This is a genomic window from Idiomarina sp. D18 (genome assembly GCF_057748155.1).
This window is the reverse complement of record NZ_CM173240.1, coordinates 631,404-643,704: the sequence shown is the minus strand read 5'-3', so window position 1 is coordinate 643,704 and position 12,301 is coordinate 631,404. Positions and strand designations below refer to the sequence as shown.

Sequence of the window (12,301 nt, the reverse complement as noted above, 5' to 3'; positions counted from 1 at the left end):
TGATTAGCAATAACCGAAAGACATCAACTTCTGATAGCGCTGATCGAGTAATTGTTGTTTCTCTAGACCCACTAAGTCATTAAGGTCACTGTTTAGTTGCGCCTTTAATCGGTCCGCCATTTCGTCCATGTTGCGATGCGCACCGCCCAGAGGTTCTGGAATAATCGTATCTATTAAGCCTAATGACTTACTTTTATCTGCGGTAACCCCCATCGCTTCTGCTGCAAGCGGGGCTTTTGATGCGCTTTTCCATAGGATAGACGCACAGCCTTCTGGCGAGATAACAGAGTACGTGCTGTATTGCAGCATGTTCACGCGATCACCGACACCAATCGCTAAGGCACCACCGGAGCCACCTTCGCCAATTACGGTGCAAACGATAGGTACAGTAAGACGCGCCATGACTTTCAGGTTACGCGCAATCGCTTCACTCTGGCCACGCTCTTCTGCGCCAATCCCGGGATACGCGCCCGGTGTATCGATAAAAGTGATGATGGGCATATTAAAACGCTCAGCCGTCTCCATTAAGCGCAACGCCTTTCGGTAGCCTTCAGGTTTTGGCATACCAAAGTTTCGACGTATCTTATCTTTGGTTTCGCGCCCTTTTTGCTGACCAATAACCATCACGGGTCTGCCATCAAGTCGCGCTACACCACCGATAATCGCTTCATCGTTTGCGTAAGCACGATCGCCTGCCATTTCATCAAACTCAGTAAAAATGCGCTTGATGTAATCCAGTGTATAAGGACGCAGAGGATGACGCGCTAACTGCGCAACCTGCCAAGCGCCTAACTCAGAGAAAATTTTCTCGGTCAGCTCTTTGCTCTTTTGCTTAAGCCGTTGGAGCTCTTCTTCGATATTTATATCAAGCTCACCACGTTCGCCAACATTCTTTAATTCTTCAATTTGGGCTTCGAGTTCGGCTATCGGTTGTTCAAAATCCAAAAAGTTTAGGCTCATTATTTAATGTTTCCTCTAAAACTCGAGCGTGACCCACTGTTCACCCAGTAGATCGTGTAAATGATGTATTAGTTCGTCAGTCGGCTCAACATACCACTGAGCCCCAACGTTCATCGAGGCCAACGCGCGTTCGCCTCGGTAATGAATTTTTACTGGGCAGGTGCCTTGTGCAAAGGGTCGCATTGTCTCAGCGAGACGCTTAGTCATACCCTTTTCAATTTGTTCACCGGTCACCGTGATCGCCAAATGTTTAACAAAACTGGCACGCGCCTGCTCAATTGTCATTACTTCTCTGGCGACCATTCTATTACTGCCAGAGAAGTTATCAAATCGTACCTCACCTTTTGCCCACAAAATTCTGTCTTTTTCGAGCACGTGTTGGTAACTATCGTATTCATTACTATACAGCATCACATCCATACGTGCGCTTTTATCGTCTAATGTAACAATCGCAAAGCGTTGCCCACGTTTGTTGGTAATCACACGAACGTCAATTACCAAGCCGGCTACTCCCACGTATTCGTTTTTACGGGTCTCATTAACATTAGCAAGCTGCCCGACAACGTAATGCTGTAATTCTGCTCGAAAGCGGTTAATAGGATGTCCAGTCAAGTACAGACCTAGGGTCTCTCTCTCTCCTTCGAGCCATACCGCTTCAGGCCAAGGTTTTACTTTTTCAAATTCGTGCTCAACGGCTTCAGGCTCTGTCGTGAGCACGCCAAACATATCAGCTTGTCCAATGCTTTCAGCCTGACGGTGTTGCACAGCTTGCCGCATTGCCTTTTCAAGGGAAGCCATCAAACTGGCACGATGCGGACCTAAGCTATCCATCGCACCGGCACGAATCAAACGCTCTAAAACACGTTTGTTGAGTTTCTTGAGATCGACACGACAGCAAAAATCGAATAAGTCCGTAAATGGACCCCCTTCATTACGTGCCTCTAAAATGGCCTCAATCGGTGCTTCACCCACGCCTTTAATTGCGCCAATACCGTAAACGACGCGTTGTTCATCATCGACGGTAAACTTGTACACCCCTTTATTAACATCCGGTGGAAGCAACACTAAGCCCATGCGTTCGCATTCATCCGCTAGGGTGACGATTTTATCGGTGTTATCCATATCCGCCGACATGACCGCTGCCATGAATTCAGCAGGATAGTGCGTTTTCATCCACAAAGTTTGGTAAGAAACTAACGCGTACGCGGCCGAGTGAGATTTATTAAACCCGTAGCCGGCAAACTTCTCTACCAAGTCGAAGATCTTCATCGCCAACTCGGGATCGATATTATTGTTGTGCGCGCCCTCGCGGAATACCTCTCGCTGCTTCGCCATCTCTTCCGGTTTCTTCTTACCCATCGCACGACGCAACAAGTCGGCACCACCGAGCGAGTAGCCTGCCATCACCTGGGCAACCTGCATCACCTGCTCTTGGTATAGAATAACGCCATAAGTTGGCTCGAGTATCGGCTCAAGACACTCGTGTTGATACGTTTCATCGGGATAAGATACTTTTTCTCGCCCGTGCTTACGATCAATGAAGTTATCAACCATACCTGATTCGAGAGGGCCCGGTCGGAACAGCGCTACCAACGCGATGATGTCCTCAAAACTATCCGGCAGCAGTCGCAAAATCAGCTTCTTCATTCCAGCTGATTCGAGCTGAAAAACGGCTGTTGTTTCAGCGCGTTTGAGCACATCAAAACACTGTTTGTCATTTAAGCTAATTGCGTTGATATCAATGAGCGGTTCGCCCGCCTCTTTCTTGCGTGCATTAACCATATCCAATGCCCATTGAATGATGGTCAATGTCCGTAGCCCTAAAAAGTCAAACTTTACGAGTCCCGCCGATTCCACATCGTTCTTGTCAAACTGAGTAACCGGGTTTTTACCCTCGTCATCACAATAGAGTGCGGCAAAGTCAGTAATAGTGGTCGGCGAAATGACCACGCCGCCCGCATGTTTACCTGCGTTACGTGTCACGCCCTCTAAGATACGAGCGAAATCTATCAATTCTTTGACTTCTTCGTCGGCATCGTACCGTTCGCCCAATTCGGGCACTTGCTCAAAGGCTTTTGCCAACGTCATGCCTGGATCGCCAGGCACCAATTTAGAGATGCCATCAACAAAGCCGTAAGGGTGACCCAGCACACGCCCTACGTCTCGAATCGAGGCTTTAGCGGCCATCGTACCGAAGGTAATAATCTGTGATACCGCGTCGCGCCCATACAGTTCTGCGACATGGTCAATCACTTCGTCGCGTCGATCCATACAAAAATCGACATCAAAGTCTGGCATTGAAACACGTTCTGGATTCAAGAAACGTTCGAATAGTAAGTCAAATTCGAGCGGGTCGAGATCGGTGATTTTTAACGCGTAAGCGACTAGCGAGCCTGCACCTGAACCACGACCCGGCCCCACAGGAATATTGTTATCCTTACTCCACTGAATAAACTCCATGACGATAAGGAAATAGCCCGGGAACCCCATCTGGTTAATGACATCGAGTTCGGTTTGCAAGCGCTCATCGTAAGGAGGACGTTTTGCTTGACGTTCTGCCTCGTCGGGAAATAAAAATTCTAGTCGTTCTTCTAAACCTTCGCGCGAAACCTTAACGAGGTAGTCACCTTCCGTTAAATCACCCGTGGGAAACGCCGGGAGGAAATATTCACCTAAACGAATGGTGACATTACAACGTTTTGCGATTTCAACGGTGTTTTCCAACGCTTCGGGTAAATCGGCAAACAGCTCGTGCATTTCTTCAGCACTGCGCAAGTACTGTTGTGGTGAGTATTTTTTGGGACGTCGTTTATCACCGAGTTGATAGCCATCATGAATAGCGACTCGAATTTCGTGTGCTTCGAAGTTCTCTTCTTCGAGGAATACCACTTCGTTCGTCGCGACTACCGGCAAATCATGCTCTGCCGCGAGTTGAACCGCACTATGCAGATACGCCTCTTCCTCTGCGCGACCGGTACGAATAAGCTCGAGATAAAATCGCTCAGGAAAGTATTGCTTATAGAACGCCAGGCTCTCTTGCAAAGGTTCCTGATGACCTTTCAACAACGCTCGGCCAATATCCCCTTCGCGCGCGCCCGAGAGCAGAATGATGCCGTCATTATGCTGCGCCAGCCAGGCTTTATCAATCACCGGTTTGCCCTGCACGTGACCGCGCAAATAGGCTTTTGAAATGAGTTGGATAATCTGCTGATATCCATCATTGTTCATTGCCAATGCGGTCAGGCGAAAAATCTCACCTTCGGGGTAGTCACCCCATACCCATAAGTCAGCCCCGATAAGCGGCTTGAGACCTTGGCTGTGAGCTGCGCCATAATATTGCACCAGACCACAAAAGTTCATTTGATCGGTAAGCGCCATAGCGGGCATATTCATGTCCGCCACACGCTGACAAATGGGCTTCACTTTAGTAAGCCCATCCACCATTGAAAAGTCACTGTGAATTCTTAAATGAACAAAAGAAGTATCTGCTGCCATTAAAAACCTAATTGGTAAACTGCATGCTGAATATTAAGCCGATATTCTGCCTTATCGGGCTATTCAAGTACATGCTTAGTGCAGTTTTAAACGGGGTTTAACCGCGTGGTTCAGCTTATCCACAGCAATAACGAGCAGCATCTTCCACCAGCCGTGTAACGCTCGTTGATGCATGCGGTAGAGACTCGCATAAGCATAACGCGCCAACGTGCCCTCGATAGACATCGATAAGCTCTTACTTTGCATTAAGTTCCCTACGGCCGAAAATCGGCTGAGCGATACCAATGAGCCACGGTCTTTGTACTTAAATGCTTTGGGCGCTTTGCCTTTTTGCATGCGACGGATATTTTTATAAAGACAGTCAGCCATTTGATGAGCCGACTGCGCACGCGGTGGGACAAAGCGGTTTTCGTCAATGGCACAGGCGGCACAATCGCCCAATGCATAAATTGAATCGGCACCTTTTGCTTGTAAGAACGAGTCAACTTCGATCTGATTATTTTTCCGCGTTGGCAGACCCAATTCCGTCAAGAAATCAGGTGCTCGAACCCCGGCTGCCCACACCATTAGATCGCCTTTGATACTTTGTCCATCATTAAGTACCAACTGACCTTTTTGGGCTTCCTTGGCGGGGTTACCAAGCAGCACTTTTACTCCGAGTTTATTAAGCTTTTTATGCACCGATTGTGATAAACGCTCGGGCAATGCGGGTAATAAGCGCTTACCTGCTTCAACTAACGTGATATTCAGTCGATCGCGAGTGAGGTGGCCTAAACCGTAGATTGACAGCAGAGACACGGAATGTACTAGTTCAGCAGCAAGTTCAACACCGGTGGCACCGCCGCCTACAATAGCGACGTCTAGGGTGACATCATGACCATCTTCGAGTGCCTGGTTAACACGCAAGAATTCGTTCAAAAGATGATGGTGAAAAGCATCGGCTTGCGCCGTTGAGTCGAGGAAGTAGCAATGTTCAGCGACGCCTGGCGTACCAAAATCAGCAGTGACGCTACCGACGGATAGAATAAGCTTGTCATAATTTAAAGTGCGCGGTGCCAGCACTTCCTCGCCTTCCTCCTCTATCGCCGCTAACGTAATGGTTTTATTGTCTTTATCAACGGCTTCCAGCGTGCCCACGATAAACCGAAAGCCAGAACGAGCTCCTTGTCCTCGGTAATCAAGTTCTGCGAGTCGCGAGTCAAGCGCACCTGATGCAACCTCATGCAGTAACGGTTTCCAAACGTGCGTGCTATTTCTATCAACTAATAACACTTCTGCCTTACCGGAGCGCCCTAAACTTCTTCCTAATTGGGTCGCCAACTCTAAACCACCTGCACCGCCTCCAACCACGACAATTTTTTCTGTCATTGCTTGTAATATCCCTGCCGATAAATGAAAAAGCCACTGGCGATCATAACGCCAGTGGCTTTTATTTACAGCACTATATTACAGATTTACTAAATGTTTTTAGTCAACTTTTGGTTCCGTCAAACCACGACGCTCAAGCAGGGCTTCAACAGTCGGTTTTTGACCACGCCAATCGATGTACTGCTGCATCGGATCTTTACTGCTACCCTGCGATAAGATATCGCGACGGAATGCTTGACCATTTTCTAGCGTCAAACCACCATTTTGGTTCATATACTTAAATGCATCTGCTGCAAGCACCTCGCTCCACATATAAGCGTAATAGCCAGCAGAGTAGCCGCCTGCAAAGACATGTGCGAAATAGGTCGAACGATAACGCGGTGGCACCGCTTCAACCGCTACACCATTTTCTTCAAGGGCTTTTTGCTCGAACTCGCCCACATCACCAATATCTTCTCCCGCCGGTACTGTGTGGTATTCCAGATCGAGCAATGCCGCCGCAACGTACTCTAAGGTGTCAAAACCTTGGTTGAAATTACGTGCCGCAAGTACTTTATCAAGCAACTCTTGTGGAATCTGCTCACCGGTTTCATAGTGTTTAGCATAGTGAGCGATTACTTTAGGATTCAAAGTCCAGTCTTCTTGGAACGTAGATGGGAACTCGACATAATCGCGCGGTACGTTAGTACCCGCTTGTGACGGATATTTCACATCAGAGAACATACCGTGTAACGCGTGACCCATCTCGTGGAACATCGTGGATACTTCATCAAAGCTCAATAAGGTCGGCTCACCTTCTGGTGCTTTTGTGATGTTCATGTTATTGAGAATAACAGGCTTTTGATTAAGCAGTTCTGATTGGCTGCGGAATGAACTCATCCAAGCACCACCACGCTTGCTCTCGCGCGCATAGTAATCGGCATAGAACAGGCCTAAGCTTGAGCCATCAACATCAAACACTTCATAGACTTCAACGTCAGGATGATAAACTGGAATATCATCACGTTCTTTAAATGTGATGCCAAACAGCTGGTTCATCGCATAGAACACACCATCTTTTAACACACGGTTGAATTCAAAGTATTGTTTAACTTGTTCGCCATCGATTGCGTATTTAGCTTCACGCACTTTCTCGGCGTAGTAGAACCAATCCCACGGCTTCAGTTCGAAGTTTTTACCGTCTGCATCGATAGCTGCTTGAATTTCTTGCGCTTCGCGCTCAACGTTCGATACAACCGCCGGAACCAAGTCACGTAGCATGTCTTGTGCGGCCTCTGGGTTACCTGCCATATTGGTTTCTAAGGTGTAATCTCCCCAGCTATCGTAGCCTAATAAACTCGCCTTCTGAGCACGTAACTCAACGAGTTTCTTAACTAGAGGACGTTGGTCTGTTTTCGTGTTCCCAGTGCCACGGTTAGCTGAAGCTTCCCATACACGCTGGCGTAACTCACGGTTTTCGAGCTCTGCTAGAATCGACTGGCGCGTGGTATTAGTTAATACAATGGCGTACTCACCTTTATGGTCGCGACTCTCAGCAGCACTAGCTAACGAGCGAATACGGCTATCACTCAAACCTGCCAGCTCCGCTTTATCCTTAACGTAGATAACATTTTCTTGTGTCAGGTTCATCAAGTTGTTGCGAAACTCGGTAGTGAGACTTGATAGCTGCTCATTGATATCACGGATTTTTTGTTTATCCGCATCACTGAGTTGTGCACCTGAACGTACAAAGCTTTTGTAAGTATCTTCAAGCAAACGTAAAGAAGCCGTATCTAGATCCAGTGATTCACGCTTGTCATATAAAGTTTTAATGCGTGCAAACAAGTCTGCGTTGAGCGAGATATTATCGCTATGCGCTGACATTTTCGGCGCTAACTTGACTTGCAAATCACGAATTTGATCGTCGCTGTTTGAAGATGAAAGGTTATAAAACACAGCGCTTACACGATTCAGGATCTGGCCTGATTTTTCCATCGCAACGATGGTGTTCTCAAAGGTAGGCGCTTCTGAGTTTGAAGCAATTGCTTCAATCTCTTCCATGTGCTCTTTCATGCCGCGCTCAAATGCAGGTTCGAAATGTTCGAATTTGATCGCATCGAAATCAGGTGCTTGATACTGCAGTGGGCTAGGCTCAAAAAATGGATTTTGTTGAGCAACGTCTTTACTCGCTTGTTCCGCTTGCGCGGTTTCAGCTTGTTGTGAAGTTTGTTGGTTCTGTTGTTCAGCATCGCTACATGCGGCGAGCGATAGCGCTGTACCAATAGCAACGGCTACGAGCGTTTTACGCATAGTTATCTCCTAACTTGTTATTGTGATATTTAATTTCTTTACTTTATGGTTATATTGTAACAGTGGCAAGCGCGTAACGCTCAAACGGCGTTTTTTTTCGACTAGTGCTAGGAAGGCATGAATTACAGGCAAAAAAAAAGCCCCAACGTGGGACTTTAATTTTTGAGAAGTGGCGGAGCGGACGGGACTCGAACCCGCGACCTCCGGCGTGACAGGCCGGCATTCTAACCAACTGAACTACCGCTCCACATTCTCAGAGTGTGCGTGACTTAATGGCGGAGCGGACGGGACTCGAACCCGCGACCTCCGGCGTGACAGGCCGGCATTCTAACCAACTGAACTACCGCTCCACTAAGTCACTGTGTTGGGGGTTACCCCCTCAACGCGGCGTGAATATTACGAGTGACCACCGATTCAGTCAACCCTTTTTTTAAAGATTTTTATATTTTCCCGTTCGTTTGACTGTTAAATGTCCAGATGAGACGTTTTTTAATCATTTTTCTCATGACTATCCGTTGCTGCCGACTTAGTTCGTCTCTTTCGAAACCAAATTGCACTCACTCCGAGTAGTACCAAGATCACATTAATCGCCACAATAATAATTAAATTCACCACCGCTTGCGACTCTTGCTCCTCAATTTGCCGTTGCTTTTCTATCCGCTGCTGTTCTAACGCGGCTCGTTTAGCTGCAAATTGCTCCGCTTTCGTTAAGGTATTCTTGTCAGGACGTTTCGAAATAAAGCTATAGTCATCGATCACTAACTCAAACTCTCGACCTTGCTTATTTGTCGCAAAAATCGTCATATCGATGAGATGGCGGCCAAAATCGAGGTTTGCAATAGGAATATTAACGGTGTTTGCTTCTATTTCCGTTAATGAAAAGTCGCGCTTTTCACCATTAGGAAAATCCACCGTTCCATTAATCGCCATGCTGCTCAATTCAACACGATCGTCATCAATAGTTAGAATTAGTTGATGATCCTGCTCAGCTCGATTCGCTTGCTTAACACTCAAGGTTATTGGACTTGGCTCAACCACTACAGCAGAAGTTTCGTACGAGCGATCATAAAGTGGCGTGGTTAATTCGTACGTTGGCATGTATTCGCCTGGCGGAATAGTTAGTTTGAACCGACTGGTAAACACCCCGTCTCCCGCTTGTTCATCATATCCTTTGCCATCATCTGAAAACTGACCCACACGCTTAGGTGCAACGCCAAAATTGTCGAAACTCGAATTGTTGGTGCTAATAAATAACACATCAAGTAATACCGTCTCATGGAAGCGAGCAGTCTCAACAGGAACATCCCCGTTGTACAGCGTGCCCTCGACCTTTATTTGTTCATTTTCATAAAGTGGGGAAGGTAACGGTTTTGCTTTAAATTTAATATCTGAGACGATAACCGCTTCATTTTGCTCGTCGACTCGTCCTGCGACTTGCCAAGGTCCAGGCATCGGATCCTTAATGCGGATCATGTCGAAGTTTTCGTTAGTATACCAAGTGACTTGTTCGATAGGATGGCGTGTTTCATACCATTTACTGCCATCGGGTTTTATTAGTATGAGCGGCGCACTGCCGCGCTCTCGGAAGAACAGCAACGTAATCTGTTTGATTTTGTCATCAATTCGAAATCGCTGTCCCTCAATGGGCAAGCGGTTTGCCATCGGATCATTAATTACGTCAAGCTTAGCCGGTGGTTCGCTATTGTTTTGCGCGTTGCCTTGATCCGACTGTGCGAGTAGTTGGCTACTATAAGTTAATAAAAGTCCCAGTAATACCGTTGTTACGAATCGAGCCACAGGCACGCACCACCTTCAGATTTTACTATCGCTAAGCGCTGTTGATGTTGTTCCTCTTCATCGGCTGTTGCGCGTAAAACCTTTAGCTGTGGACGATTTTTTATTGCTTGATGCGCAATGGCGCCCGGTTCTCGGTTCTCATTGTCTTGATTTTGGCTGTGCAAACTCAACGCTGTTTGCCCGCCCGTCATCGCCAAATAAACATCCGCGAGGATCTCGGCATCGAGCAGAGCGCCATGTAATTCACGAGCAGAATTATCGACGTAAAAAGCTTTGCATAATGCGTCCAAACTATTGCGTTGGCCCGGGCGCATTTCACGTGCTAATTGAAGTGAATCGAGTACATCGCAGTAGTCGTACGTCTTGCCGTACATCTTGCCGAGCCGCTTAAACTCAGCGTCCATGTGGCCGACGTCGAACGGCGCATTATGGATTACAAGCTGGCTACCTTTGATGAAATCAATAAATGCATCAACCACTTGTGCAAAAACGGGCTTATCGGCGAGGTATTCGTTCGTAATACCGTGCACCGCAATGGCTTCATCCTCAACCACGCGCTCCGGATTAATATAAACGTGAAAGTGGTTTCCAGTCGGCTTTCTATCTATTAACTCAACACACCCGATTTCAATGATACGATGTCCGTCATCGGGATTAATGCCTGTAGTTTCGGTGTCTAAAACGATCTGACGCATGGTGTTTGATTCCTGATATACTCGCGGTTTCAGTTTATTTTACAGTGAGTCGCATGGCTAAAGTACATATTTTTACAGACGGTTCATGCCTGGGCAACCCGGGTCCTGGTGGTTACGGTGTCGTACTCGAGTACGGTCAACATCATAAGGAGCTCAGTGGCGGTTACCAGTGCACGACCAACAACCGTATGGAGCTTCTTGCTTGCATTAAGGGCCTTCAAGTCCTTAACAGAGCCTGCGATGTCATTCTGACCACCGATAGTCAATATGTAAAGCAAGGCATTGAGCAATGGATTCATAACTGGAAACGCAATGGTTGGCGTACATCAAATAAAAAAGCCGTTAAAAATGTCGACTTGTGGCAACAGTTAGACCAAGCCATTGCTGCTCACAAAGTGACATGGGAGTGGGTGAAAGGTCACGCAGGGCATCCGCAAAACGAGCGCTGCGACGAGCTTGCGCGCGCCGCAGCTGAACAAAACCCGACCCAGGTCGATACGGGTTTTAGCACCGAATAACCTCGGTGCTTATTCGACACCCGCAACAACGGGTCTTTTCTCTTCTTGCCATGCGTTCATGCCACCATCCACGCTATACACTTGCGTGAACCCCATCCGTTGTAAGCTTTCAGCTGCGAGCGCAGAACGTCCGCCTGAACGGCAGATTAAGTACAACGGCTTTTCGGCAATACGATCAAGCGCGTCATCATAACCCGCAACATCGGGATGCTGATTAAGCTGCATCTCAAGGACACCACGAGGCATATTAATAGCTTCACGAATATGCCCTTGAGTAAATTCAGCCGGTTCCCGCACATCAATAATTCGCGCGCCGTCCCGCAATGCATGCTGAAGTTGCTCAGTGGTTACTTCGTTTACGTTGTTTTTTGCCGTCTGACAAAGCTTTTTAGCATCAATTACCATAATTACCTCTCTTCAAAATGCCAATTTGCAGATTGTTTTACTCTCGCCGCAGGTAACGCTTGTGTCAAGCTTAAACGCTCTTTTCTCGATTTGTTGACCTGTGGTTTTATATAACATGATTTTTTTACAACTAACCAGTAACCCGCACTTAACCACGAACAGCGTTGACATAGCCACTCGCTGTAGCCACCGAACTCGGCATCCTGCTTTGCAAGAAAATGCCCAATAAAATAGCGTTGCCGCTCCACTCGGAGTCCCAGCAACGACAGCCAGTCTTTAACGCGTGCTTGGCTGAAATAGCGTCCTTGCCACGGGAATGACCATCGCTGACTGCGCCAGAGCCCGCTCAATATAGCAGGGCTCAACGGGTTAAAGCCCGCTAATATCAGAGTACCGTCATCCGCTAATACGCGTAGCGCTTCTCTCAATACTTGGTGTGGATCGGCCGAAAAATCTAATACAAACGGACAAACCAAGGTGTCCACCGATTCATTTTTAATCGGCAACTGAGTATAGTGCGCGCGAACCCCATGACATTTTTCTGCTGGTTTCTGAATTTGACAGATATGTATCGGTCGACCCAGCGTAAAGCCACTGACATCCAGTTGTTGAGCCAAGTTACCAAGCGTAACCGTAGTGCCGTTAAGGCAATGCTTGCGAGAGTCGTCCAGTTGTTGTTGTACACAGGACTGGATCATCTGTCCGTTCGCAAGTTGGTCCCAGTCATCGGGTTCCTGCATTTTCGTACGACGATACGCGGGTTGAATAAACAAG

Annotated in this window: 9 protein-coding genes and 2 tRNA genes; 1 reads left to right on the top strand and 10 read right to left on the bottom strand. The window is 47.4% G+C overall.

The window, feature by feature from the left end:
* Window positions 1-3: 3 nt before the first annotated feature.
* The 8 genes from accA to dnaQ all read right to left on the bottom strand — a co-directional run bounded on the left by accA (window position 4) and on the right by dnaQ (window position 10,604).
* Window positions 4-960 carry an acetyl-CoA carboxylase carboxyl transferase subunit alpha gene (gene accA, locus AC3AP5_RS03090; protein ID WP_272978534.1) on the bottom strand — a complete coding sequence of 319 codons (957 nt, stop codon included), beginning with the start codon at window positions 958-960 and terminating at the stop codon, window positions 4-6.
* A gap of 15 nt (window positions 961-975) precedes the next feature.
* The gene (gene dnaE / locus AC3AP5_RS03085) at window positions 976-4,455 is read right to left on the bottom strand and encodes a DNA polymerase III subunit alpha (RefSeq protein WP_272978533.1); all 3,480 of its coding nucleotides are present in this window, start codon (window positions 4,453-4,455) and stop codon (window positions 976-978) included.
* Between the two features lie 75 nt (window positions 4,456-4,530).
* Window positions 4,531-5,823, bottom strand: coding sequence for an NAD(P)/FAD-dependent oxidoreductase (locus AC3AP5_RS03080; protein ID WP_006956674.1), 1,293 nt, complete (start codon window positions 5,821-5,823; stop codon window positions 4,531-4,533).
* Window positions 5,824-5,922: 99 nt separating this feature from the next.
* Window positions 5,923-8,112 (bottom strand): M3 family metallopeptidase, encoded by a 2,190-nt coding sequence (locus AC3AP5_RS03075; protein ID WP_006956676.1) that lies wholly within the window; start codon window positions 8,110-8,112, stop codon window positions 5,923-5,925.
* Window positions 8,113-8,282: 170 nt separating this feature from the next.
* A tRNA-Asp gene (locus AC3AP5_RS03070) sits at window positions 8,283-8,359 on the bottom strand.
* A gap of 26 nt (window positions 8,360-8,385) precedes the next feature.
* Window positions 8,386-8,462, bottom strand: a tRNA-Asp gene (locus AC3AP5_RS03065).
* A gap of 139 nt (window positions 8,463-8,601) precedes the next feature.
* Entirely contained in the window at window positions 8,602-9,909 is a 1,308-nt protein-coding gene (locus AC3AP5_RS03060; protein ID WP_487326972.1) for a TIGR03503 family protein, read from the bottom strand.
* Window positions 9,894-10,604: a DNA polymerase III subunit epsilon gene (gene dnaQ, locus AC3AP5_RS03055; RefSeq protein ID WP_487326971.1), complete on the bottom strand. Its 711-nt coding sequence runs from the start codon at window positions 10,602-10,604 to the stop codon at window positions 9,894-9,896. The genes AC3AP5_RS03060 and dnaQ overlap by 16 nt, the downstream gene beginning before the upstream one ends.
* A gap of 53 nt (window positions 10,605-10,657) precedes the next feature.
* Here dnaQ and rnhA point away from each other — a divergent pair, with 53 nt between their 5' ends.
* Window positions 10,658-11,122 (top strand): ribonuclease HI, encoded by a 465-nt coding sequence (gene rnhA / locus AC3AP5_RS03050; protein ID WP_006956683.1) that lies wholly within the window; start codon window positions 10,658-10,660, stop codon window positions 11,120-11,122.
* Between the two features lie 9 nt (window positions 11,123-11,131).
* Here the strand turns inward: rnhA and AC3AP5_RS03045 are convergent, their stop codons facing one another.
* Both AC3AP5_RS03045 and AC3AP5_RS03040 read right to left on the bottom strand, forming a co-directional pair.
* The gene (locus AC3AP5_RS03045; RefSeq protein WP_006956686.1) at window positions 11,132-11,527 is read right to left on the bottom strand and encodes a rhodanese-like domain-containing protein; all 396 of its coding nucleotides are present in this window, start codon (window positions 11,525-11,527) and stop codon (window positions 11,132-11,134) included.
* 2 nt (window positions 11,528-11,529) lie between these two features.
* Window positions 11,530-12,300, bottom strand: coding sequence for a class I SAM-dependent methyltransferase (locus AC3AP5_RS03040; protein ID WP_487326970.1), 771 nt, complete (start codon window positions 12,298-12,300; stop codon window positions 11,530-11,532).
* Window position 12,301 lies beyond the last annotated feature (1 nt).

What these genes read in the sequence shown, in the direction of transcription:
- accA (WP_272978534.1), bottom strand. Translation starts at nt 960, where the DNA reads ATGAGCCTAAACTTTTTGGATTTTGAACAACCGATAGCCGAACTCGAA.
- dnaE (WP_272978533.1), bottom strand. Translation starts at nt 4,455, where the DNA reads ATGGCAGCAGATACTTCTTTTGTTCATTTAAGAATTCACAGTGACTTT.
- AC3AP5_RS03080 (WP_006956674.1), bottom strand. Translation starts at nt 5,823, where the DNA reads ATGACAGAAAAAATTGTCGTGGTTGGAGGCGGTGCAGGTGGTTTAGAG.
- AC3AP5_RS03075 (WP_006956676.1), bottom strand. Translation starts at nt 8,112, where the DNA reads ATGCGTAAAACGCTCGTAGCCGTTGCTATTGGTACAGCGCTATCGCTC.
- dnaQ (WP_487326971.1), bottom strand. Translation starts at nt 10,604, where the DNA reads ATGCGTCAGATCGTTTTAGACACCGAAACTACAGGCATTAATCCCGAT.
- rnhA (WP_006956683.1), top strand. Translation starts at nt 10,658, where the DNA reads ATGGCTAAAGTACATATTTTTACAGACGGTTCATGCCTGGGCAACCCG.
- AC3AP5_RS03045 (WP_006956686.1), bottom strand. Translation starts at nt 11,527, where the DNA reads ATGGTAATTGATGCTAAAAAGCTTTGTCAGACGGCAAAAAACAACGTA.